Origin of the sequence: Pseudovibrio sp. Alg231-02 (assembly GCF_900143565.1) — a bacterium.
Lineage (GTDB): Bacteria > Pseudomonadota > Alphaproteobacteria > Rhizobiales > Stappiaceae > Pseudovibrio.
The window spans coordinates 217564-240000 of the sequence record NZ_FREX01000009.1 but is presented as its reverse complement, the minus strand read 5'-3'; the positions used below and the strand labels follow the sequence as shown (position 1 = coordinate 240000).

23 protein-coding genes (1 of these 23 only partly in view) are annotated in these 22437 nt (G+C 51.3%); 13 read left to right on the top strand and 10 right to left on the bottom strand.

What is annotated here, in order from left to right; translation table 11 throughout:
- On the top strand, positions 1–174 hold the 3' portion of the coding sequence (locus DHN43_RS21665) for a cupin domain-containing protein (RefSeq protein ID WP_208995551.1). It extends 297 nt beyond the left edge of the window; the window shows 174 of its 471 coding nt (coding positions 298–471); the start codon falls outside the window, past its left edge; its stop codon occupies positions 172–174.
- On the opposite strand, the gene ctlX is transcribed toward DHN43_RS21665, so the two are convergent.
- Positions 167–1144 carry a citrulline utilization hydrolase CtlX gene (gene ctlX / locus DHN43_RS21660; RefSeq protein ID WP_208995550.1) on the bottom strand — a complete coding sequence of 326 codons (978 nt, stop codon included), beginning with the start codon at positions 1142–1144 and terminating at the stop codon, positions 167–169. The two genes, DHN43_RS21665 and ctlX, sit on opposite strands and share 8 nt — an antisense overlap.
- 437 nt (positions 1145–1581) lie before the next feature.
- On the opposite strand from ctlX, the gene DHN43_RS21655 reads away from it, so the two are divergent.
- The 3 genes from DHN43_RS21655 to DHN43_RS21645 all read left to right on the top strand — a co-directional run bounded on the left by DHN43_RS21655 (position 1582) and on the right by DHN43_RS21645 (position 4328).
- The gene (locus DHN43_RS21655; protein WP_208995549.1) at positions 1582–2175 is read left to right on the top strand and encodes an NAD(P)H-dependent oxidoreductase; all 594 of its coding nucleotides are present in this window, start codon (positions 1582–1584) and stop codon (positions 2173–2175) included.
- A 64-nt stretch (positions 2176–2239) separates the two neighbouring features.
- Positions 2240–3028, top strand: coding sequence for a creatininase family protein (locus tag DHN43_RS21650; protein WP_108820017.1), 789 nt, complete (start codon positions 2240–2242; stop codon positions 3026–3028).
- 94 nt (positions 3029–3122) lie between these two features.
- On the top strand, positions 3123–4328 hold the full coding sequence (locus tag DHN43_RS21645; RefSeq protein WP_108819998.1) for a hypothetical protein: 1206 nt from the start codon (positions 3123–3125) through the stop codon (positions 4326–4328).
- Between the two features lie 98 nt (positions 4329–4426).
- Here DHN43_RS21645 and DHN43_RS21640 read toward each other — a convergent pair whose 3' ends face one another.
- A complete protein-coding gene (locus DHN43_RS21640) occupies positions 4427–5083 on the bottom strand; it encodes a nucleotidyltransferase family protein (RefSeq protein ID WP_208995548.1) in 657 nt (218 codons plus the stop codon).
- A 340-nt stretch (positions 5084–5423) separates the two neighbouring features.
- The gene (locus DHN43_RS21635; RefSeq protein ID WP_208995547.1) at positions 5424–6095 is read right to left on the bottom strand and encodes a nucleotidyltransferase family protein; all 672 of its coding nucleotides are present in this window, start codon (positions 6093–6095) and stop codon (positions 5424–5426) included.
- Positions 6096–6504: 409 nt separating this feature from the next.
- Here DHN43_RS21635 and pyrC point away from each other — a divergent pair, with 409 nt between their 5' ends.
- From pyrC to DHN43_RS21620, 3 genes are all read left to right on the top strand, one after another.
- On the top strand, positions 6505–7551 hold the full coding sequence (gene pyrC / locus DHN43_RS21630) for a dihydroorotase (RefSeq protein WP_199914848.1): 1047 nt from the start codon (positions 6505–6507) through the stop codon (positions 7549–7551).
- A gap of 195 nt (positions 7552–7746) precedes the next feature.
- Positions 7747–8442: an orotate phosphoribosyltransferase gene (locus tag DHN43_RS21625; protein WP_057461032.1), complete on the top strand. Its 696-nt coding sequence runs from the start codon at positions 7747–7749 to the stop codon at positions 8440–8442.
- 358 nt (positions 8443–8800) lie between these two features.
- Positions 8801–11674: a M16 family metallopeptidase gene (locus tag DHN43_RS21620; RefSeq protein ID WP_108819995.1), complete on the top strand. Its 2874-nt coding sequence runs from the start codon at positions 8801–8803 to the stop codon at positions 11672–11674.
- Positions 11675–11725: 51 nt separating this feature from the next.
- Here the strand turns inward: DHN43_RS21620 and DHN43_RS21615 are convergent, their stop codons facing one another.
- From DHN43_RS21615 to gstA, 3 genes are read right to left on the bottom strand one after another with little or no spacing between them, the layout of a single operon-like run.
- Positions 11726–11947 (bottom strand): tautomerase family protein, encoded by a 222-nt coding sequence (locus DHN43_RS21615; RefSeq protein ID WP_063286648.1) that lies wholly within the window; start codon positions 11945–11947, stop codon positions 11726–11728.
- Positions 11947–12336, bottom strand: a complete 390-nt coding sequence (locus tag DHN43_RS21610; RefSeq protein WP_108819994.1) for a nuclear transport factor 2 family protein — start codon at positions 12334–12336, stop codon at positions 11947–11949. Before DHN43_RS21610 ends, DHN43_RS21615 begins: the two co-directional genes overlap by 1 nt.
- Positions 12336–12944: a glutathione transferase GstA gene (gene gstA, locus DHN43_RS21605; protein WP_063317342.1), complete on the bottom strand. Its 609-nt coding sequence runs from the start codon at positions 12942–12944 to the stop codon at positions 12336–12338. The genes DHN43_RS21610 and gstA overlap by 1 nt, the downstream gene beginning before the upstream one ends.
- A 128-nt stretch (positions 12945–13072) precedes the next feature.
- Between gstA and DHN43_RS21600 the strand changes: the two genes are divergently transcribed.
- A complete protein-coding gene (locus DHN43_RS21600; protein WP_108819993.1) occupies positions 13073–13954 on the top strand; it encodes a LysR family transcriptional regulator in 882 nt (293 codons plus the stop codon).
- A gap of 30 nt (positions 13955–13984) precedes the next feature.
- On the opposite strand, the gene DHN43_RS21595 is transcribed toward DHN43_RS21600, so the two are convergent.
- Positions 13985–14776, bottom strand: a complete 792-nt coding sequence (locus DHN43_RS21595; protein ID WP_108819992.1) for an MBL fold metallo-hydrolase — start codon at positions 14774–14776, stop codon at positions 13985–13987.
- 114 nt (positions 14777–14890) lie between these two features.
- On the opposite strand from DHN43_RS21595, the gene DHN43_RS21590 reads away from it, so the two are divergent.
- Positions 14891–15883: a GlxA family transcriptional regulator gene (locus DHN43_RS21590; protein ID WP_108819991.1), complete on the top strand. Its 993-nt coding sequence runs from the start codon at positions 14891–14893 to the stop codon at positions 15881–15883.
- Here DHN43_RS21590 and DHN43_RS21585 read toward each other — a convergent pair.
- Positions 15880–16365: a RidA family protein gene (locus DHN43_RS21585; protein ID WP_108819990.1), complete on the bottom strand. Its 486-nt coding sequence runs from the start codon at positions 16363–16365 to the stop codon at positions 15880–15882. The genes DHN43_RS21590 and DHN43_RS21585 overlap by 4 nt on opposite strands.
- 81 nt (positions 16366–16446) lie before the next feature.
- Complete coding sequence (locus DHN43_RS21580) at positions 16447–17421, bottom strand: hypothetical protein (protein WP_108819989.1); 975 nt, start codon at positions 17419–17421, stop codon at positions 16447–16449.
- Positions 17422–17759: 338 nt separating this feature from the next.
- Here DHN43_RS21580 and DHN43_RS21575 point away from each other — a divergent pair, with 338 nt between their 5' ends.
- The 3 genes from DHN43_RS21575 (at position 17760) to DHN43_RS21560 (ending at position 21046) form a co-directional block, all read left to right on the top strand.
- Entirely contained in the window at positions 17760–18071 is a 312-nt protein-coding gene (locus tag DHN43_RS21575) for a hypothetical protein (RefSeq protein WP_108820015.1), read from the top strand.
- 23 nt (positions 18072–18094) lie between these two features.
- A complete protein-coding gene (locus tag DHN43_RS21570) occupies positions 18095–18547 on the top strand; it encodes a cysteine rich repeat-containing protein (protein WP_108819988.1) in 453 nt (150 codons plus the stop codon).
- Positions 18548–19267: 720 nt separating this feature from the next.
- A complete protein-coding gene (locus DHN43_RS21560) occupies positions 19268–21046 on the top strand; it encodes a M10 family metallopeptidase C-terminal domain-containing protein (protein WP_108819986.1) in 1779 nt (592 codons plus the stop codon).
- A gap of 50 nt (positions 21047–21096) precedes the next feature.
- On the opposite strand, the gene DHN43_RS21555 is transcribed toward DHN43_RS21560, so the two are convergent.
- Positions 21097–21693, bottom strand: coding sequence for a DJ-1/PfpI family protein (locus tag DHN43_RS21555; RefSeq protein WP_108819985.1), 597 nt, complete (start codon positions 21691–21693; stop codon positions 21097–21099).
- Positions 21694–21933: 240 nt separating this feature from the next.
- On the opposite strand from DHN43_RS21555, the gene DHN43_RS21550 reads away from it, so the two are divergent.
- Positions 21934–22410 (top strand): hypothetical protein, encoded by a 477-nt coding sequence (locus tag DHN43_RS21550; RefSeq protein ID WP_108819984.1) that lies wholly within the window; start codon positions 21934–21936, stop codon positions 22408–22410.
- Positions 22411–22437 lie beyond the last annotated feature (27 nt).

Here is a 22437-nt window from a genome sequence, read left to right as displayed (position 1 = left end):
TTTGTTGAGTATGGTAATGAGTGCGGTGTGCCGGTCATTCATAAGCTTGGTGAAGTGATCAACGAAAACTCTGAGGTGCAGCATTGGGTCAAAAATAAAGGTGACACGCCAGCTGTTCTGACGGTCACCGATATTGTGGACTTAAACGATACTCAGCAGGGAAACTTTAAGTAGCTTCAGTTTCCAGCTCAGGTTCAACTTCGCGCAGGTTGAGGTGGATGCCTGCCATAGCGCAGCGGGCTGAGCCGCCTGCTTGTTCAATGGTATCCAGCTTCAACTGAACAATCTTGGTGCTCTGCTCAATCAGATCGATCTGATCCTGATGTAAAGAAGAGTATGCTCCCTCGGACATAGCAAGAAGCAAGCCTTCTGTTTTGCTATGCAACTCAATGGAACGTCCTGCACAGGCTTCAATTTGCTCGTTGTTCAACTGAACAACCTGACGTCCAGACTGCTCTAAACGGCGAAGGATCTCTGCTTTTATTGCAGGATCAGTGATCAAGTCTGATCCAATCAATGCGATGCCAGTGCCAATGCAAAGAATTTCATTGGTGTGAGTAACAGGCTTGCCATCAGTGTGTTGCGCCTGAAAAATCACAGGCTCATATTTGAAATGATCACAGAACTGTTCCAGAGCCTGCTGATTTGCATGACTTGACGGGACTGCATATACAACGCGCTCAACGTTATCGAACACCATTGCGCCCGTTCCTTCGAGGAACTGCTGCTCATCTTCCAGCTCTGAAAAATCAACTACATCCTGAACGCGGTATTCGGATTTAAGAAGCTCGATTACATCACTACGACGTTCTTTTCGACGGCTCTCCGCCTGCATTGGGTAGATGGTGACATAACCGCCTGCATGCGTTGACAGCCAATTGTTCAGAAAAACAGAGTGTGGTGTGTCACGAGACTTATCTTCGAACAGATGAACATCAACACCATGCCTACTCAACTCATCTGCTGCGGCAGAAATCTCAACATATGCCTGTTCTGCAAAATCGATGTCTTTTTGAGATTCACCAATAAGACTGCGAGAACTGCTCTGAGCTGCATCTTTGCTTGTGCTGAAAAACAAAGGGCGGATCATAACAACGGCAGATGGAGCCTGAACGGATCGGAGAGTAGGTCTGTGGTTCGTCATTGGTTCTGCTTCTTTTTGATGAGTTACACAGTGCACCATTCATAGGGCGCAGATTATTTTTGGGAGGATTGGAAGCGGTTTTCATTTTTGATTGGCGATTTCGCTTCTTCTTACCGGGGCTCATCTCCTCCTGATGGCTCGCGGCTTGTTTTCTGAATTGGTCTTTCAGAAAGTACGCACTAAAAAATATACAAAATTGTGTAAATATTGAGGCATTACCCAAAAAGCACCGCTGAGTAAGCATAGCAAAACTAAGAAATACGTAGATTTATACTATTATTATCATCACGTTACAGAAAACATTAGCTGAGTTAGGGAGGATTACGAACTAGACGATTTTCATGCGATCATGATGATGAAACTCAATGAGAAGCCAGCCTCAACTCGTATAAGGCGTGGTAGAAATTGATGGAAAAACATTTGAACCGGAAAAGAACATGCATGCGCTGATCGTCTATTGCCATCCAAACTCTGAAAGTTTCAGCAAGGCTGTCCTTGAACAGGTGGTAGAGACACTCAGGCTTCAAGACGTCAGCCTGGATCTCATTGATCTTTATGAGGAGGGTTTTCAGCCAGTTTTAACCAAGGGCGAGCTGGATAGCTATTTGGATACCTCCCTCAACCAGCAAGGTCTTGAGCACCACATTGACGCATTGCAGCGCTGCGACACGCTCATCTTCATTTATCCAACCTGGTGGTATGGCTTGCCTGCCATGATCAAAGGATGGCTTGATCGCGTACTGGTGCCAGGTGTTGCTTTTAAGCTGACTGAAGAGGGCGCGATCAAACCAAATTTGCAGAACATTAAGAAACTTGCCGTTTTTACCACCTGTGGTGCGCCAAGATGGCTTAGTTTTCTTATGGGCATGCCCGGCAAGAAAACCGTTTTGCGCGGCGTGCGTGTGCTTTGCAACCCATGGGTAAAAACCAGATACGCTGCCCATTACAACATGGACAGCTCTACTGAAACCTCAAGGCTTCGCCATTTAAAGGTGATTGATAGAAAAACCCGAAGCCTTTGCAAAGCTTAGCCCCTCTTCTCAGGCCAAACTAAAGATGGCCTGCGAACAGCGACTGACTCTAGAGGTGTCTGCCATGTTTCCTCGACGCTATTGGATGGATTTTAAAACCACAGACTTTGAAAATATTGATGCTCAAAGGACGATTGCGATATTGCCGACAGCTGCTGTTGAACAACATGGTCCTCATCTCCCGCTTGGCGTGGACACATACATTAATGAGGGTATGCTAGAGACCTTGTGCGCCCGTGCACCGGAAACGCTGGACTTCCGTATTTTGCCTATACAATGCATTGGGAAGTCTGATGAGCATATTCATGCGCCGGGGACACTGTCGCTAAGAGCCGACACAGCGGCAAAACATTGGATTGACATTGGCACTTCGGTTGCAGCCTGTGGCATCCGGAAAATGATCATTGCCAACTCTCATGGCGGGAACCTGGACTTGATCGGCATTGTCGCGCGGGAGCTTCGCATTCGCTGCAAGATGTTGGTTGGCAAATGTCATTGGTCCAGCTTTGGAGCGCCAAACGGGCTATTTAGCGAGGAAGAACTGAAGTTTGGGCTGCATGGAGGCGATGAGGAAACTTCGTTGATGCTGCATTTTCGGGCAGACCTTGTTGACATGTCGCATGCACAAGACTTCCGCTCAACAGCTCAAGATCTTGATGAAAATGCCCGGCTGGGGCCAACCGGGCTCCCTTCTTATGGCTGGATTGCTTCTGATTTGAACCCGCATGGGACAGTGGGAAATGCTGCAAATGCAAGTTCAGAGAAAGGGCGTTTGACCGCCGAGCATCAAGTGGATGGCTTTATTGAGTTTTTACAAGAGACAGCGGATTTCGACATCAATCGGTTTGATTAGTGTTTCTTGTTGCTAGCTTTGGCGAAACTCTTTGAAGCAACCAGGAGAACCTGTTTTAATTGGTTTTAGTTAGTACTGTATGTGGAGTTGAGCAATGCAATTTCTAAAAGTGATTTCAGTTTTATTGCTCACACTTTTCAGTACGCCAAATATCAGTTTTGCAGCAGACAGTCTCAGCCTTTCAGGCGGGCAACAATGGCTTGTTTTTGCCAGCAAACAGGATGCGACCGAAGCTGTGCAGCTGGCGGAAGGCTTTCAGGACGCTCTGCAAGGGACACCCTATCAGGATAAAGTGCGGGTGGTTCGCTCAGAAAACGGCTGGTTCGGTGTGGTTGTTGGCCCTGTAAACTTTAAAAAACTGCAACTGGCACGCCAGCAGATTTCGATTGATTTGCCTGAGGATGCTTATCTATCTCACGGGCGCCGCTACTTGGAGACTGTTTGGCCCGCCAGAAACTTGCGTTTTGGAGAGTTTGAAGCGCAGAACCATTTTTCTCTGAAACTCGAAAAGCTGCGTGTTGATGCGGGCCTCATCACGGAACAGACTGACCCGAATGATGAATTCTCAAAGAATTCAAAGGTACAGGTTGTTGGATGGACCGGGCAGAATAAAGTGTTCTCGTTTGAGACGGAGCCAAGTTATTTTCCTCAGTACGGCCAGAGCGTTGAGGTTAATCGTCTTGCCAAGGAGACTGAGTTTCCTCAGGTCGTGATCAAGCGATTTACGGGTGGGGCGCATTGCTGTGTGGAGCAACAGATCATCACGCAAAATCGAGAGGGAAGCTGGGTGATGGTTCAGGGTGCGGTGCTGGATGGCGGATATGGCTATAGCTTTGAGGACTTGGATGGTGACGGCACACTTGAGCTTGTGAGTGCGGACAACAGCTTCTTTTATCTTTTCGCGCCATACGCAGGCAGTTTTGCACCGCTTTACATTGAAAAGCTCTATTACGACGAAATCACCGATGTAAACATGGACCCTGTCTATCAGACTGCCTTTCGAAAAGAGCTGGCTTATCTCGAGGAATTAGCTGGCGCTGAGAAGTCGCTTTGGGGCGAAAATGGCTTCCTTGCCGGTTGGGCAGCTCTTCGGGCGCGGTTGGGAGACGGGATGGCTGCTGTCGCACAAGCCACAGATAGAAGCCGGAGTGATCAAGAAGATTTCCGGAAGTATGCCTGCCCGGATGGAGCGCCAAGTTCAAAGTGCGATTACGAGAATGCAGTTGCTCTGCCGTTTCCGGTTGGTTTAACCGTACATTTGATAGAAAGAGGCTATTTGCCAGTTCAGCCGCCTCGTTAGGACACAGCTCATTCACGTGCGAAGATCTATCTCTTTGTTTGCACGCGTATTCCTGCCTGGAGGCCGGAACACCTTTTGGGAAAACGCCCCAGCAAAAGCTATCTGAGAGCAACTCCCGGCCACATGGCTTCAACGCGGCGGAGTTTATAGAGGAAGTGCTCTTCGTCGCAGTATCCGGTATTGCGTTCCATCTTCATTGAAAAAACGCCAGACAAACCGAACGGTGCCAGGACGGTGAAGGTTCCGTTGGTCTCTAAGCGAACGCCGAGTGCATAGGTTTGGACGGGATCGCGCACTAAAGCTTCTGCAGTGCATGTGACTGGTGTTCCATTGCTCATTCGCTCACTGTCATGATGGATGACATGGCCTGCCTGATTGGACAGGTGCACCTGATATGGCCCAGCGCTCAGGATCTGACGGATATGGCGCAGGTAGGTGGCTTCTTTTTCGAGGGCTTGCTCTGATGGATCGTAGTAGGTGATGTAAAGCTGGTGATTTCCCGCCATGGCGGGCTTGCCCTTCAACGCAGTCCAAAGAGGCCATGCGATGGAGGGACCGGAGATGCACCAGTCCGGCAGGCGGAGGGATCTGATGCCCTTCATGGCGGAAATCAGATGCGCGTTGGAGCGCAGGACCAGCTCAAGCAACCGCTTGCGATCCTCCTCACTGGTGAGTTGAGGGTCCGCAAGCGTTGCCTGATCCAGGTACTCCAAGTTGGCATTGGCCAAAGCTGAGTGACGCACTAATTTTGGCATAGCCCTGATGACGCCTGCACCGGTTCATTTCAGAGTATCGGGTGATCAAACCGGATCACGGGTGATGCTCTGACATTTCATGTTTATGCATATCCTGATCCAAAGAATGGAACCCATGCCTCGGGGAGATGCTCTACTCTTTCTAACTACTAAAAGATTCCAATGAGATAATCCATTGGTGGGTTGGGCCTTGGTAAACAATGTTGAGGATCAATTGCAGGTCGTTTGTTGTTATGGTTCGGTTCGTTATCTCAATTCTTACAAGTGGTTGGCGTGCAAAAGCCCGCTTTTGAGATCGAAAAGCGGGCTTTTGGGTAGGCGGATAAAATTTGGGGGCAGCCTACCAAGGGATGATTGTTAGTTCTGGCCAGTGCTTGGTGAGACGGTTGGCTTTGCGGGTGAAGGTTTCTTCGTTGGGCAGGACTTTGTTTGGGAGCATCTGCATTTGGAAGATGGGTTCCAGTCCGAAGGGGGCTTCGATCTGCAGGCGGTCATCGTCGTGCAGGCGGGCGGCGACGGAGTGGGTTGTTGAGGCGTAGTAGAGGAGAGACTCCAGCGAGCAGCCTAGTTTGGGGTAGTCCATGCCGAAGTGCTTGGGGAACCAGAGGTGCACGCGGGCCTGATTGCGGATCTCAACTGGAAGCCCCAGCGGTTCGCAAGCTTTGGCGAGGCTGGTGATCACACGGTCTTCGGCCTCGTAGGATGTCTCCGCCTCATCATGGTAGATCAGGTCGTAGTCTTTGATGCCGTGTCCAGCCTCCCTACCCGTCAGTGCGTTCCAGACACTTTGGTAGATTGCGCCCGACGCGAGCCAGGCATCTGGCAACCGGGCGTCACGCAGGACCTTCAGCAGATCATAGAGCACGGTTGAGCGGATGACCTCTTCGATAAAGTACACGCGCCCCTGCTCACCTGCGCCATGGTGAACAGGGGAAACACGTGATGGCAAGGAGGCGATCTTCTCCTTGGGAGTTGAATGAGCGGATGAGGCGGAGGCCGTGAAAACTGACATGGACACGATTTTCATTTGAAAGAGATCAAGCTGTGAAGACTGCCGTAACGAATCGCCTGCAAAAACCAGAACTAAAAGTGAATTAAATTAGTACATAACAGGAACATTATGATAATCCACCCACCAGATCAATCCATGTAAATTTGGGGCTTGGCGACCTGTGAGAATTGACAGGTAGATTCGCTTAGGATTTGTGCGGGGCACTTTGAAACTATGAAGATGTGGATAGTGGGAAGTACCTAGTTGCGTACTTTTCGCAATGTTACGCAGCGCATTTCACCCGAAGGGCTAGTTCCCATAACTACGTATTTGTGCGAGATGCTCGAAAGCATCAGTTTTTCCTTGAGATTTGGTGGCATTGGGCAGTAAACCGGTGTCGCGCAGCCTTTCGACCACACGGAGCATGAAGATGACCGAGACCCGCCTGACCATTAGACGGCCTGATGACTGGCACCTGCACTTACGTGATGGCGAGATGCTGAAGGCCGTTCTGCCGTCAACTTCTGCAAACTTTGGCCGCGCGATCATCATGCCTAATCTGGTCCCGCCTGTTGTCACCAGCAAGGATGCTGCCGGGTATCGGGATCGCATTCTGGCAGCCATGCCAGAGGGGCACGACTTCACTCCCCTCATGACGCTTTATCTCACTGAGACCACCGATGCGGATGATCTGGAGCAGGCAGCCAAGTCTGGTCTGGTGACTGCGGTGAAGCTTTATCCTGCTGGCGCGACAACCAACTCACAAAGTGGTGTGCGCGACTTTGATAAGGTGGCGGGTGTTCTGGAACGCATGGCCGAGATTGGCTTGCCGCTTCTGGTGCATGGTGAGGTCACAACGTCTGACGTGGACATCTTTGACCGTGAAGCAGTGTTCATTGAGACTGTACTGGACCCGATCCGCCGCAAGTTCCCTAAGCTGAAAGTGGTGATGGAGCACATCACCACGGAAGAAGGCGTTAATTATGCCAAGTCTGGTGGTGACAATCTGGCGGCGACGATCACCACGCACCACCTGATCATCAACCGGAATGACATTCTGGTCGGTGGCATCAAGCCTCACTTCTATTGCCTGCCTGTGGCGAAGCGTGAGAAACACCGCCTTGCGCTGCGTGCTGCAGCCACTTCTGGCGATGCCCGTTTCTTCCTTGGAACAGACAGCGCCCCGCATCTTGACCAGAACAAGCTGTGTGAGTGTGGCTGTGCTGGCATCTTCTCCGCGCCAAACACTATGAGCTGTCTGGCACATGTGTTTGAGCAGGAAGGTGCGCTCGACAAGCTTGAGGCATTTGCCTCTCTCAATGGTCCGGCGTTTTATGGCATGGCACCAAACGAGGCGACCATTGACCTGGTAAAGGCCGATGAAAAGGTCAGTTACCCGCCGAGTATTCCAACACCGGACGGGCCGGTGACCCTCTTCAATCCGGGATTTGATATATTCTGGAAGGTTGAGACCTAAAGATGAGTTTCAAAGCAGTTTGCACCTAATATGGCCGGGGCAAGCTGCTTTTTTTTGACGTGAATGCGTGCGGTGCCAGCTCCCTGTCATCCCACGCATTCCAGATCTTTGTTTTCGCGCGTATTCTTATCCGAAAACCGGAACCACTTTTCGGGAATACGCTCTAAACCACCTACTGTGACTTGAGGGACAGCGATGTTTTCCAATTCTTTTCCTGACCGCGAAGTGATGGCGGAACTGACCGCAAAAATGCTCATGGAAATCAAGGCGGTGAACTTCCGTCCAGAAGAGCCGTACATTCTGGCATCCGGCCTAGCGAGCCCGGTTTACATCGATTGCCGTAAACTGATCTCCTACCCGCGCATTCGTGGCACACTGATGGAGTTTGCCGTGGCAACCCTGCTGCGTGATGCGGGCTTTGAGAAGTTTGATGCGATCGCAGGCGGTGAGACGGCTGGTATTCCGTTTGCCGCGTGGATTGCAGATAAGATGGCACTGCCAATGCAGTATGTGCGCAAAAAGCCAAAGGGTTATGGCCGTGATGCGCAAATTGAAGGTGATATTCACGAGGGGCAGAACGTTCTGTTGGTGGAAGACCTGACCACCGATGGCGGGTCCAAGATCAAGTTCTGCGAAGCACTGCGCAAAGCGGGTGCGGAAGTGACCGACACGCTGGTGGTGTTCTATTACGACATCTTTCCGGAAACGAAAGGCAAGCTGGCAGAGCATGGCGTAAACCTGCACTACCTTGCCACATGGCACGACATCCTGCGCGTTTGCCGCACAAACGATTACTTCTCAGCTGAGAAGGTGAACGAAGTTGAGAAGTTCCTCAATAATCCGCTGGAATGGTCCGCTGCCAACGGTGGTGTCAGCGAACTACCGCTCTAAGCGGTTCTTTAGCCAGACACAAGATTTGATGAAAACGCAGGGCTTTGGCTCTGCGTTTTTTGTTTTGTGGCGTTGCTTTACATCATAGCCTCAAAGTTGTTTTTGCCACAAAAGCAACATGAAGCGAAAGCATATAGATAACAGCAAAGTTTATGATAATTACGCAGATGTAGCTTTTATGAGGTGAAGACCTCGCGGGTACTCGGGTTCAGCTTAGGATTTGTTTTGTGACGGGCTTCAACAAAGTCTGCAAAACCTGCGCGCTGAAGCATGGGGGTGTGCTTTCGTGAACATCTTCACACCGGGAACACCAATCAAGAGCACATAGGCAATTTGGGCAGGGCGCAGGGAAACAATAATGCACGTAATCAGACACCTTATGGTGCCAGCACTGCTGAGCACTGGACTGGTCTTTTCTGTTCCTGTTTATGCGCAGGATGCCGCGGCTCCTCAGCCCAAGCCGGCGTTGCAGGTTGCCCAAGATCAGCAGTCCTATTGGTTTCCTGAGACTGACCTTAAACTGCATCCCAGAATAATCTCTCGTCAGCTGCCCAATGGTATGCGGTATTTGCTGGTTCAGAGCCAATCCCCCAAGAACCAGATTGAGGTTCGTATGGCGGTTGATGCTGGATCCTCTTTGGAAAAAGGGTCAGAACCAGGTGCTGCCCATTATCTGGAGCACATGGCGTTTAACGGTTCTACCAATGTGCCGGAAGGCGAGATGGTGGCCTTACTGGAGCGCGCAGGACTGGCCTTTGGCGCAGGCACCAATGCAGCGACCACGTTGAATAACACCACATACCGTCTCTCTCTGCCTTCAGCAGATGCGGAGTTGCTGGACACTGCGCTGTTTATTATGCGTGAGACAGCAAGTGAACTTACACTCTCAACAAGTGCGATTGACCGTGAGCGCGGTGTTGTCGCCTCTGAAGTGCGCGGCAATTACGGCCCAGGCTATGACGCGCTGGTTGCCAGATTTGATTACCTTTATCCGGGCATTAAACAGCGCACCTTGCTGCCGGTTGGCACAATGGATGGCATTGATGCCGTTGACCAGGCAACCCTGCGCGATTTTTACGAGAGCTACTACACGCCCGGTCGGACCACAGTGGTTGTGACTGGCGATATTGATGTTGAAGCAACAGAAGCTGCCATTCAAAAGCACTTTGCGGATTGGAAGCGCCCTGCGAATGCAGAGCAACTGGACAGCGAAGAGCCGGATTTTGGGAGATTGAAGGTTGCTGAAGCCCCGCGTGCTGCGCTTTTTGTAGAACCGTCTTTGCCTACCGTGTTGAGCATTTATCTCGTCAAACCTTCTCAAGAGCTTATTGATAACCAGCAGAACCGCATTCAGAACACGCTGCGCAGGATCGGGATCAGTATTTTGAAAGAGCGTCTGCGTGATGCAGCCCTTGCCTCTCACGATACTATGGTCACTGCCGGCACGGATTATTACAGCGAAGACTTTGCCGACACCGTTGTTGCCAGCGCGACCGTTGCCACCGACAAGTGGCAGGACGGTTTTGCTTTGCTGGAGCAGAAACTGCGGCAAACACTGGCTTATGGCGTGACACAGGAAGAAGTTGACCGGCAGTTGGTGAACCGGCTCAACTCACTGGAAGTTGCGGTGAAAGCGGAAGAGACTATTCCAAACCGTGCAATCGCCAATGTACTCGTGCGCGATGTGCTCAATGAGAGCGTCACCACATCCTCTGCTGATGATCTGGCCTTCTTCCAGAAACACTTTTCTGATCTGAAAGCGCGGCAAGTCTCAAAGGCACTGCTTGAGCTTTGGGAAGGCGCAAAACCAAACCTGTTTATGACGACTGCCGAGGCCTTTCCAAATGCTGAAGAGACCATTCTTTCCGTGTTTGAAGAAAGCCAGAAGCAGCCAGTTGCAGCCTTTGAAGCCAAGTCGCTGACTAGTTTTGACTATGAAAGCTTTGGTCCCAAAGGCAAAGTTGCTCAGCAGACAATTAGCAGTTTTGGGCAAATCCGCTCTTACACTTTTGAAAACGGCGTGGTGCTGAACTTCAAGCGGACGGACTTTGACAAGGGTAAGGTGTTTGTCTCCCTGCGCACTGGTCGCGGTATTGAAGACCTGCCGGCTGATAAAGATGGTTTGGCCGGTTTCTTCCAGAGCGCGTTTATTGTTGGTGGTCTTGGCAAGTACTCGGTTGCTGATCTGGATAAGGTACTTTCTGGTACACAAGTTGGCGTTGGTCTTTCCTTTGGCGAAGACGGCATTTCCGGGCAATACGGAACAACGCCGGACGATCTGAAGCTGCAATTGCAGGTGGTCGCGGCGTATCTGACAGATCCGGCATATCGTCCTGAGGGGCAAGCGTTTTACCAAAAGAGCCTGAAAGAGACCTACAAGAACTCCCGCAGCTCTGCTGAAGCTGTTCGTGGCCGCGAGTTCTCCCGCATTTTGCATAGTGGTGACAAACGCTGGGGTGCAGGAAGTGAAGAAGCTTTGCTGGAGCGGAACTATGAGGAGCTGAAGCCAATCATCTCCCGCATCGCTCAAAAGGGCCCGATCGAGATTGGTATTGTAGGCGACCTTGAGGTTCAGACCGCTCTGGATGCGGTTGCCGAGACTTTCGGCGCTTTGCAGCAATCCTTTGAGGCGCCAAAGCATAGCTACGCAACTGGTATTGAGTTTCCTGAGGCGCAAGCTGTTTCTTTGACCCATGAGGGTGACAGTGACGCGGCACTTTTGCAGCATTATTGGAAAACCAGCGATGATGCAGATGCAACGCAGAGCTATACACTGCAGTTGTTGCAGGGCGTCATAGAGCTTCGTCTGCGCGATAAACTGCGTGAGGCTATGGGCGCGACTTACAGCCCTTATGCGTTCAGCATGAACTCCAATACAATCAAAGGGTTTGGCTATATTGGAATGTCCAGCAAGTTGAAACTGGATGATGTGGATGCGGCGGAGACTGTTTATCAGGATATCGTCAAAGAGCTGCAGGTGAAGGGCAACATCACAGCGGATGAGTTGCTGCGTGCGCGTCAGCCTATTCTGGAAGCCATGAACAATGCCGAACACAGCAATGGATTGTGGTTTGAACTGGCAAGTCAGGCTGTAAGCTATCCTGAGGCGATCCAGCGCTATCAGAATTACACGACAATTCTGGAGCAGATCACCCCGGACGATCTGGTCGTGGCAGCATCGGATTTTCTGGTGCCAGACCGGAATGTGACGCTGAAGATTCTGCCGCAATAAGGCGAACTGAAAAACGCAGGGTTTGAGCCCTGCGTTTTTGTTTGAAGTGCTTTAAGAGACCTGCTGGCGATACTGGATGACTGGCAGGCCGCCAATGCCCCAGTCCTCAAGGGCAACCTCATCAATCACCACAAAGGTCGTGCTTGGCTTTTTGTTGAGCACGCGGGACAAAAGCTCTGTTACGCCGTGGATCAACTCGGCTTTTTCGTCTGCGGTTGGACCTTTGCCATCCGGTCCACCTTCCCTGGTGATCTTGATGTTTACATATGGCATCAGCTTGCCTCCGGCTTTGCGATGTAGGTGAAGATCTTGGTCATGATCCGCCAGCCGTGCTGGTCTTTGGTCAGGGTGAGGAAGTCCAGATACTCGCGGTTCATCATGGTCATTGAGGCTTTGACGAAGGCCATTTGAGAGCCGCCGAATTCCATGGAGTGGATGCGGTCCTGCCGCGGCTCCCCTTTCTTTGCAGGTGGGATACGGCGATCCACCATTTCGAAGTACTCACTCAGGGACTTATGCATGTAGTCCCCTTCGATCATGTTGACGTAGCGCGCATCGAGGTGAAACACCTCAGCCAGGGCCTTGGTGTCTGCGTGATAGAGGCCGTCAAAGTAGCCTGTCATCACCTTCTGAACTTCTGCAAAGGTTTGTGGGTTGCTCATCAGATCAGGCCTTCAGCTTTCATTGCTGCCTGTGCCGATGGGCGTTGGCTTGTGCGCTGGACAAAGGCAGCGAGGGACGGCCAGTTGATCAGATCGACGCCGACGAAATTCGACCAGTTGCAGACGACGAACAGATACGCATCCGCAACAGAGAATTCCGCACCCAGGAGATAAGCTCTGCCGTCACTGAACAGAGCCTCCAGATAGTTGAACTTGGCGGCAACGTTCTTTGCGGCCTTTTCCTTGTCCTGTGTCGTTGCTGATGCGGTGAAGAACGGGGTGAATGCTTTATGGAGTTCTGAGCTGGTGAAGTTCAGGTGCTCCTGCAAACGCGTGCGGGCAACAGTTCCAGCTGCTGGAGCAAGCCCGTGTTGCGGGTGATTGTCTGCCAGGTATTGGAGGATTGCAGCGCCTTCGGTGAGCACTTCTCCTGACGCCAACTGGAGCGCAGGAACGTAGCCTTTCGGGTTGATGGTTTTGAAATCTACGCCCGTGCTGGTCTTCCCTGCATCGGTGTCTACGCTGTCGATCTCGTAGGTGGCTGCGATCTCATTCAGCGTGATGTGTGTTGCCAGAGAACATGCGCCGGGTTTGTAAAACAGTTTCATTGGAAGCTCTTTCCTCAAGGTGTTTGTTATCAGGCTTTGAGGAAGTAATGCCTCTCATGATTAATTGATAATATTGAATATTCACGATAATGATTAGAAATTCAGATCATCTTGAGTGAGCGTATTCTATGACTTATGAGCAGCTGGTTGTTTTGCATGCGATTGTGACAGAAGGGACTTTTCGCGGTGCGGCGGATCGCCTGCACAAGTCTCAGTCCGCCATCAGTCACATGCTGAAGAAGTTAGAGGCCGAGATTGATATGGTCTTGCTGTCCAGAGAGGCGTATCGGCCTAAACTGACGCCTGCAGGAGAGGTCTTTTACCGGCAAGCCATTCGCGTAATGCAGCAGATGAATGAGCTGGGTAGTCTGGCGAAAACACTGAATGCAACACAGGAGGCTGAAGTCTCGCTGGCGATTGCGGCAACGTTGCCGTTACAGCGCGTTCTTGAGGTTATTGGCCATGTGCGGGCGAAGTTTCCGGCGACCCATATTCACCTGTCGCGCGAGAGCATGAGTGGCCCCATTGAACGGCTGCTCCATGACCGGGCTGATATTATTATCGCCAGCATGGATGGTGTGCCTGTTGAACAGGTGGAAGCGGTTTCTTTCGCGGATGTTACCATCCTGCCCGTTGCGCACCCCGCGTTTGAGCCTGCGCAGAGTAAGCATATGAAAACCATAGCTGAAATGCAGACGTATACCCAGATCATCGTGGCAGACAGCGGTAGCGGTGCGCTCAGCCAAAGCCGGGATTTGTTGCCGGGTGGTTTGCGTTGGACGGTGACGGACTTTGCCGCCAAGAAGGAGATCCTGCAGGCCAAGCTCGGTTGGGGTGGCATTCCCGAACATATGATCATCGAGGAACTGGCACGTGGTGAACTGGTCCAGTTGAACGTTGAAGGCTTCCAGCCACGCCAGTCCCGCCTGTTTCAGATCCGCAAGCGCGACAGAGACGTTGGCATTGTCGCGCAAGCCATCTGGGATGACCTGATGGGAACCGAGAGCTGAGCAGGCACACTTCGGATCACCTCATTACGGTCAGGCGAACTCCGGCTGTTTGCTGAACGTCAGTGTTTCGCCGTCTGCCGGGATCAGGAGTTTGTCACTGACACCAGACTTTTGCGCCAGATCCCGTAGCTGCGTTCGCTTTACAGGGCAATGGTTTATGGCCTCCAGATGGTTTGCGATAACTTGTCCCGGCGCTAGTCTGATGAACTCCATGATCTCATCCAGCGACATGAGGATGTCCTTGCCGATATCCAGACTTGCGTTGCCTGCTGCGACAACTGCGATGTCGGGCCTCAGGGTTTTGAGGCAGTGGCGGACATCTTTGGTGAGGACAGTGTCGCCGGAAATGTAGAGCGAAGGTGCATCGGGCAGCTCGAGAAAGTACCCCACGCCGGGGCCCATGAATCTCGCAATCCAGCCGTAGCCGTGAACCGTTGGGATTGGGGTGATGTAACCGTCGAAGAAGGGTTGGCGTTGCTCATCCTTCAGCGGCACGGTGAGAATTCCCCTTTTCCCAATGAAACTCTCATCATCCAAACGGCAATAGGTCGGGATTTTCTTGGAGAGCAGAAGTTTCTTTGCTGCGCCATCCAAATGATCTGAATGGCCGAGCTGACAATGCGTTACCAGTGCCGCAGTAAGACCCTCAAGGTTTTGCTGGGCACCATCAGGCAGCGGAACCATCGGATTTCTCCGGCTTTTATGTCGGATGAAGCTGTAGCTTGGCAGTGATCCAACCTTACCCAACATGGGATCAACCAGTATGCGGTGTTGCTTGTGCTCAATGATGAGGGTTGCATTGCGAAGAAAGTGAAGTTTCATCCTGACCTACTGCTCTAACCTGACCTTGGTCCGTTGATCCTAGTTTTTGGCAGGAAGTTTGATATAGTCCGACTAGACACAAATCATACATAATCCGCCACATGAGATTTGAGCATGACTTCAACCATTGCGATTTTGCTGCTGGAGAACTTTCTGGGGCTCGCAGCCTTTGGGTCCGCAGACATGTTCAAGACTGCAAACCAGATTGCAGAAGTGCGTGGCGACGAGGTCATGCCGTTTCAGGTCCAGACTTACTCATTAGATGGCGAGCCTGTTCGATCTTCAAACGGTATTTTGGTGACACCCGATAGCTCCCTAGAGGAGATTTTTGCGCCTGATGTGGTGTTTCTTCCCGGCATTGGCACGACCTCAGCGCCGCAATGCACGATCAGCACAAACTGGTTCCGTGGTGTTGCTGAGCAACTTCAACGCCATTCTCAAAACGGCAGCATCATTGCTGCGAGTTGTACCAGCACGTTTCTACTTGCTGAAGCGGGACTGCTAGAGGGAAAGCAAGCCACAACAACCTGGTGGAAGCAGAAGGAATTTAGTGCGGCTTATGAAGGTGTGGAGCTGGCCGGTGATGAAATTCTCGTTGATGCAGGCAATGTCATTACCAGCGCTGCGGGCACTTCCTCTCTGGACCTTGCACTACATCTCATCAACCGGCTGGAAGGCCCTGCCCTTTCCAGATTATGTGCGCGATTTATGGTTCTTGAAGAAAACCGAGGCTTGCAGCAGCCCTTCATGATCCCGTGGCATGAAAAAACACGGGATGAGACGATTGAACGTGCGGACCAATGGGTGCAGAACAATTTGTCCTCACGCCCCCTCAAAGTACAGGAGCTTGCTGGCTTTTTGGGTATGAGCACACGCAGCCTGTTGCGGCACTTTAAGCGAGAACTGTCACTGTCTCCGCAGCAATTCATTTTGAACATCCGCTGTGAGCGTGCGAAGTCTCAGTTGGAGTATACGACGACACCAATAGCCACGATTTCTGAGGCATTGGGCTATTCTGACGAGAACGCATTTAGGCGCTCGTTCCTTGCGCAGGTTGGCGTCTCACCAGCCCGGTACAGGCAGAAGTTTCGCAGGCAAGCACCTTAATCAGCAGATGCTTTTTCTGGCACAATTGCAATCGCATCCACTTCAAACTCAATGATTTCCGTTGCGAGGACCGGCACTGGAATGAGTGTGCTTGCTGGTGGGCTGGCACCAAAGATTTCGCGGCGCTTTTTGTTGACATAGTCCAGTTTGGACTGGTCATGATCTTTAATCAGCACCGTGATTTTCACCGTGTCTTCCACGCTGCTCCCAGCAGCTTCGAGCGCTTTGATCAGGTTGTCGAACGTTCGGTCGACCTGTTCCTCAAAGGTGTTTGATCCATCCTTGGAAATGCCCACCTGACCAGCCACATATGCGATGCGAGCACCTGGAGCGACAACGACAATTTGCGCATACCCAGACTTAGTTGAATCTGACAGGGTGTCAGGATTGATGATGGTCTTTGGGTCAGTCTCTGCAGCCAATGCTGAGCCACTCAACAAGATTGCAGCGCACATCGCGAGGGCTTTGCCTGTGGTTTTCATGGGGCATTCATTTCCTGATTGTGTTGTTCTGTTGTTGGCAGCATCTTGGCGAGCGGCCATTTGCTCAGCTTGCGCCTTAGGTCACTTTTTGCCGGATTTGCCTTTGGGCGGTGCTTTTGCCTTGGGCTCCACCTTGAAGCAGGCTTTCATCTTTTCGACTTCGCCCTTCAGTTTCGGAATATCTGAGCGCACAGACTTTACCTTGCCGTTCTTGAGAGCCGTCTCGACCTTCTTGATCAACTTGTTTGCGGAGGCTTTGTGTTTGTTGAATTCGGCGACTTTGTCCGGATTATTCAAAGTACCCAGCTTGCCAGACAGGTTTTTGATGTTCTTTTGGGCATCCTCGACAGCAGCTTGATATTCTTTCTTCCGTTTTGCGATGTCCTCACTGTTGCCAGGTCGCAAATCGAGCATCACGGTTTTGGCTTCTTCCAGCTCTTCTTCAGCTTCGAGGAATTTGTCAGCTTCCAACGTCTTCAAAGTTTGATCCAGCCCATCCCTGGCTTCTGAGTAGATGTCTTCAAATTCTTCTCGGGCGTTCTCATCCTGAATTTTGTCTTTTTCTTTACTCAGCTCTGCCAATTCAGCCTTGGCAGCATCGATTTTCTCACGCAACTCGGCGTAGGCCTCTTCCGGATCTTTTGCTGCGGAGTAATAAGCTGCTTCCAGCGCATCCCTCATGAACTCAAGCTGGTCCACGGCGTCACTGATTGCGCCTCCAGCATCGCCACTGCCCATACTGGCCTGTGCTTTGTCGATATTACTATCGACTGCAACATAGGCCTGATCAAAGTGTTGGAGGTGCACCGCAAGCTCTCGGTCAAGTTTCGCCTTGCCGGCGATCTCAGATCGCCTGGCATATGTATCCTTCAATGTTTTGCGTAGGTAATTGATGTGATCCGCGACAGGCGTTTTGCCATCAATGCGCAGGTTCTCTTTGGGTTCGCGCTCAAAATTTTTCGTCGGACCAGTCCACTTGAGGTTACAAGCGCTTAGTACGTTTTCCACCCAGGCTTCGACCTCTGGTGAGATGGTTTGTGCGTCTACATCCGGCATTCAGCAACTCCAGACCAATGCGGTGACAGCTTAATTTCTTTGCGACCATTATGCTTAGCTAGAAAGTTCTTGCCTCCATATATGAGAGTTTGAGTGAAAACGGCTTGAAGGAGATCTCTCAAGCTTTGAGCAAACTTGAAGCGTTCATCCCATAAAAACTTGATGCTGACTTGAACAGGTGCCCTGCGAAGTGGCCTGAGGTTTTGTATGACTAAAACGCGAGTAGCCTCTGAAAGATAACTCTAACGTTTGTCCCTAAGCATCCATGGATGAGCAAAGGCGAGCAAGCAAAACCTCCTTCAGCTTGTGTTCTGCCGAAGCAATCAAGGGATACAACCATGCGGATGAAGTTACTTGCAGCGGCAGTTATCGCCTTCTCGGTTGGCTATACCAGCCAGATCGACTTTTCAGAGCTTCCAACTGGTGTGGCGCTCTTCTTTTCCGTTGGCACAGCCAATGCTCAGTCCCCTGCACGCAACACAGCCCGGCGTACCTCTCGTCGGACTTCCCGCAGAACATCCAGGCGTGTGAACGCCCGTCAGTCCATCGCGGGATGCGCGCCCTACAACTCCTATTACAATTGCGGCGGCGTCTATTACAGACCTGTCCTTCAAAACGGCGTGACTGTCTATGTCGTTGTTAATCCATAATTTTGCTGTTCTGGAGACTGAAGATGATTAAATCAATTGGAACCGCCCTGCTCGGCCTTGGCTTGTTGGTTGCGACCACTGGATACAATGCGATGGCACAGGATGCAGCAGCGCAGAATGCAGCCCAAGGCGTGTTTGAAGCCTGTGAACCAGAGATAAAATCTCATTGTAAGGAAGTGACACCCGGAGAAGGTCGCATTTTTGCATGCATGTATGCCTATGAGGATAAACTCAGTAAGCAATGCTCAGCTGCGATTGATGACTTCGCCGATGCGCTGGATTTCTTCTTCGCGAATGCCAGACAGGCTTTGGCAATTTGCGCACCTGACATTGAAGCTCAGTGCTCAGAAACAGAAGTTGGTGGTGGTCGTGTTCTAACCTGCCTGAGTGAAAAGCAGGACGAGGTTGGCGCTGAGTGCAAAGAAGTGATCGAAGTCTTCAGTGAGAAGTTTGGCCTGAAAGATGAGGACTCTTGATTGCCGTAGCGTAGATTGCTGGCTGATTAGAAAACAATTAATCAGCCAGCTCATCCACGTGAAATCTAATGAATAAAACTAATCCAATCACCATAGGCGCAATATAATTACATTAATTGACGTAATTTTAGTTGATAATAATACACGATAAATCTACCTAATCTATCATATATGCCAGATCTTTGATGAATAATGCTTTTTGCATGTATTCACCTAAGGATATTTCGTTTTTCTGCCCCTACGTCAACTGATAGAAAATTCACGTACGCATGATCATTACATAATGTGTGGGAGGTCATCGGTAGACGTCATTTCTACCGGTCATGAATAACTATTGTTTGTTGCCTGACCTGTGTTTTGCTCTTCTCTGATGGTCCATGAGCTTTTGAACTGGATGCTGTGACACATGAAGAACGCCAGATTGCTTATTGCGGTTGTTGCTTTCTGTTTTTCCGCTTTCGGCGTGAGAGCCTCAATGCCGGTTAATCCTGACCGGCCCTACTCAGACCCCACTTGTTCCTATGCTATCGAACGGTTGAAGGAGGCTGTGGCTGGCAGCCCCTTGCAAAGTAGCAAGGAGCAACAGCGGACTGTTCAATATGCCATTGAGCAAGTGGAACGTGCGTGCCTGGAAGATGCTGGGCGGACGGACGACCTTCCGAAGCCCCGGCGAAAATGAACTCATTCATCTGAATGTCCATTTTAAGCTGGAGAAACATAATGACAAATCTCTATGAGACCAGAGATGCCGCAGACAACACGTCTACATCCTACCGTTTGAGGGACACGGGGCAGGATGCGCAGGGATCGGACAACAATATCTTCGAGACAGTTCAGGGCACTATTGCCAGTGACGGCGACCACGACTGGTATGAAGTTGAGCTGGTTGCCGGGCAGACTTACACCTTTGCTGCTATTGGCACTTTTGATGGCGAAAGCCGCTTGGTTGACCCTTATCTGCGCCTGCGGGATTCCGATGGGAACCTGCTGGTGGATGACGATGACGGCGGACCGGGCACGCACTCCACCATTACGTTTACCGCAGCAACCAGCGGGACTTTCTATCTTGATGTGGCGTCCTATGGTGATGAAGGCACCGGCCAGTACGGCTTGTCTGCTGTGGAAGGCGACAAAGCTTATTATGACGGCAATATGGGTGCTGGTGCCTTGCTTCGCCCTGGCCTCTCGTGGAGTGGACCGGGTACAGCTGCGACAGTGACTTATGGCTTCCGTGAGAACAACAACGGGGTTGAAGACACGTTTGCGCACGTCACTGATGAGCAGATTGCAGCTATTGAGAAGGTGTTGGCCTCCTACTCAGAAATTGCCAATATCTCGTTTGATCGGGTGAACCCGGACGGATACACCGACGATGCGACCATGCTGTTTTCCAACTACAACTCCACCACGGATGGTGCTGGTGCCTATGCATATTATCCAGGTTCGCCGGACGCTGGCGAAAATGAAGGCGACGTTTGGCTGAACACGAACAGTGTCTCAACCGATGAGTTGCCAACCGGCTCTTACAGCCACTTTGCTGTTATGCACGAGATCGGCCATGCTGTGGGGCTGGCGCATCCGGGGGACTACAACGCTGGTCCGGGTGTGCGCATTACTTATGATGAGCATGCTCAGTTCCGTCAGGATACGCAGCAGTATTCTGTGATGAGCTATTTTGATGAGAGCAACGCCGATTCCAACCTCGGCTACGGTGGCTTCCCGGACACACTCATGCCGCTGGATGTGCTTGCACTTCAGCAGCTTTACGGGGTGAATATGACCACCCGTGCGGATGACACGGTCTACGGCTACAACTCCAATGCTGGTGGTGCCTACGATTTCTCTGAAAAAATGCCCAGCGCGGTCACCATTTGGGATGCTGGTGGAAATGACACCATCGACATGTCAGGTGCTGGTAAGGTCAACCAGATGATCAGCCTCATTGATGGCTCCTTCTCCGATGTGGGTGGTGGCCTGAGTAATCTGGCGATTGCTTACAACGCCGTTATCGAGAACGCGATTGGCAGTGGCGGCAATGACACCATCATCGGCAATGCGGCTGGCAATACTCTAGTTGGCAAAGCTGGCAATGACACGCTGCTCGGCAACGGCGGCAAGGACAAGCTGATTGGCGGAAACGGTCACGATACCCTGCGTGGTGGCTCTGGCAATGATGTGCTGAAAGGCGGTGCCGGGGACGACACTCTGGATGGAGGCTCTGGTGCGGACAAGTTGATTGCAGGTGCTGGTGACGACACGCTCACAGGCGGTTCAGGCGCTGACAACTTCTGCTTCTTCAATCTGGGAGGTGATGACACCATCAACGACTTTGAACTTGGCAGTGATCTCATCATGATCAAGAGCCGCATGGCAGAGTTTGCCAACCTCACCATCTTTGATGATGGCGGAGATACCGTGATCACCTTTGGAACAAACTCCATTTCTCTGGTGAATGTGGATGCTGCACTCCTTGGCGAAAGCGACTTTGCTTTCGTGTAGTCAGCAGAAACTGGTCAGTGCCCTATCAACCCGGGGCACTGACTCAGGTTTTAAGAGGTAGCCTCAGCCATTGCTGGTTCCAAATGCTCCGCGCCAAGCATGGCTTTAAACTGCTGAAGAGCATCAGTGGCGAGCCCGGCAGCTTCAAAAACAGCTGCTGAAAAGGATACCGGGGCCGTTCCAGGAGCGGAAATCACGCCACGATCCGAGATAGCGGATGCACTTGACTGGTAGTGTTCAGCACCTTTGTAGTTTTTCGCATTTTGCTGCAGGAATTCTGCGTTGTTTGATGTGTGTCTCGCTTCATTCAGCAGACCTGCTCTGGCAAGAGCCAATGTGCCACCGCAAATTCCAGCAACAGCACCACCGCGCTCGTGGTGAGCCCTGAGCAGATCTGCGATATCCGGAGCCTGTTCAGTTTCCCAGATTGTTCCCCCAACAACGACAATAACACTTGGTTCAAACGTCCTGATCTCATCCAGCTTACGCGAGACAATCGCAGCGAGCCCGCCTTGCGACTTCACTTCACCGACCTGAGGGGTGAAGAACTCAACCTGCATACCGAAAAATGGGCCGCCAGTGCCAGCAATCAATGCGTATTCCCAATCGGCAAAGCCTTGGGTGAGGATCACTGCAATCTTCGTCATTTCAAATATCCTTTTGAGCAATCATCCGGGTTGATCGCCATCACTTATAATAGATTCCGTTCACTATATGTTCCAGAGGCAAGATTGGCTATCCCTTTCTTATCAGAACGACAAAACAGATGCTCTTGCTTCCATACAAGCAGATTTCTTTGATCTGAACTACCACGTCAGATCCCAGGGATTTAGGTCTTGGCTGAGATGTGTTGCCCTGTGAGTTCAAGTTGAGTTGGGGAGGCATAAATGGGGCAATGGAAACTTCCTGTTCAGGCTGCTATTGCGGCACTGATGATGGGGTGTGCCACGTTTGTTGCCTTTGCAATTGATGGCAAACCGCCACAGCATTATCCAGAGCTGGTCGGGCAATGGGTGGTGATCAAGAAAGATGCTGTTTACTGGCATCGGGATATCCAAAGTCAGGAGAACGGACCTTCTCATTTGCGAATAGATGAGCAAACAGGACCGGTGCTGGAGGGAGTTTTCTTCTGGCAGATCAGTCCGGGGTCCGGGCGAGATCATGATGGACGGTCCGAGGTCTCACAATCCAAAGAACCCGTGATTGGGATGATCGGATGGGACGGCGCGTCCATTACACTTGTTGAGCACCCTGACACAGGCACTATGCAGGGGCGCATGATAAACTCTGACACAATGGAGCTGGTGCACTATGAGGCCGGACCGTATGCAACGATCTCGCGATATTTGCTCGTGCGACCTTAATTACTCCAGCCATGTTTTCAGCTTCAA

Coding starts and splice junctions, on each gene's coding strand:
- DHN43_RS21570 (WP_108819988.1), top strand. CDS start 18,095: ATGATTAAATCAATTGGAACCGCCCTGCTCGGCCTTGGCTTGTTGGTT.
- DHN43_RS21620 (WP_108819995.1), top strand. CDS start 8,801: ATGCACGTAATCAGACACCTTATGGTGCCAGCACTGCTGAGCACTGGA.
- pyrC (WP_199914848.1), top strand. CDS start 6,505: ATGACCGAGACCCGCCTGACCATTAGACGGCCTGATGACTGGCACCTG.
- DHN43_RS21645 (WP_108819998.1), top strand. CDS start 3,123: ATGCAATTTCTAAAAGTGATTTCAGTTTTATTGCTCACACTTTTCAGT.
- DHN43_RS21650 (WP_108820017.1), top strand. CDS start 2,240: ATGTTTCCTCGACGCTATTGGATGGATTTTAAAACCACAGACTTTGAA.
- DHN43_RS21610 (WP_108819994.1), bottom strand. CDS start 12,336: ATGAGCAACCCACAAACCTTTGCAGAAGTTCAGAAGGTGATGACAGGC.
- DHN43_RS21590 (WP_108819991.1), top strand. CDS start 14,891: ATGACTTCAACCATTGCGATTTTGCTGCTGGAGAACTTTCTGGGGCTC.
- ctlX (WP_208995550.1), bottom strand. CDS start 1,144: ATGACGAACCACAGACCTACTCTCCGATCCGTTCAGGCTCCATCTGCC.
- DHN43_RS21555 (WP_108819985.1), bottom strand. CDS start 21,693: ATGACGAAGATTGCAGTGATCCTCACCCAAGGCTTTGCCGATTGGGAA.
- DHN43_RS21595 (WP_108819992.1), bottom strand. CDS start 14,776: ATGAAACTTCACTTTCTTCGCAATGCAACCCTCATCATTGAGCACAAG.
- DHN43_RS21575 (WP_108820015.1), top strand. CDS start 17,760: ATGCGGATGAAGTTACTTGCAGCGGCAGTTATCGCCTTCTCGGTTGGC.
- DHN43_RS21640 (WP_208995548.1), bottom strand. CDS start 5,083: ATGCCAAAATTAGTGCGTCACTCAGCTTTGGCCAATGCCAACTTGGAG.
- DHN43_RS21635 (WP_208995547.1), bottom strand. CDS start 6,095: ATGTCAGTTTTCACGGCCTCCGCCTCATCCGCTCATTCAACTCCCAAG.
- gstA (WP_063317342.1), bottom strand. CDS start 12,944: ATGAAACTGTTTTACAAACCCGGCGCATGTTCTCTGGCAACACACATC.
- DHN43_RS21655 (WP_208995549.1), top strand. CDS start 1,582: ATGCATGCGCTGATCGTCTATTGCCATCCAAACTCTGAAAGTTTCAGC.
- DHN43_RS21600 (WP_108819993.1), top strand. CDS start 13,073: ATGACTTATGAGCAGCTGGTTGTTTTGCATGCGATTGTGACAGAAGGG.
- DHN43_RS21615 (WP_063286648.1), bottom strand. CDS start 11,947: ATGCCATATGTAAACATCAAGATCACCAGGGAAGGTGGACCGGATGGC.
- DHN43_RS21625 (WP_057461032.1), top strand. CDS start 7,747: ATGTTTTCCAATTCTTTTCCTGACCGCGAAGTGATGGCGGAACTGACC.
- DHN43_RS21580 (WP_108819989.1), bottom strand. CDS start 17,421: ATGCCGGATGTAGACGCACAAACCATCTCACCAGAGGTCGAAGCCTGG.
- DHN43_RS21560 (WP_108819986.1), top strand. CDS start 19,268: ATGACAAATCTCTATGAGACCAGAGATGCCGCAGACAACACGTCTACA.
- DHN43_RS21550 (WP_108819984.1), top strand. CDS start 21,934: ATGGGGCAATGGAAACTTCCTGTTCAGGCTGCTATTGCGGCACTGATG.
- DHN43_RS21585 (WP_108819990.1), bottom strand. CDS start 16,365: ATGAAAACCACAGGCAAAGCCCTCGCGATGTGCGCTGCAATCTTGTTG.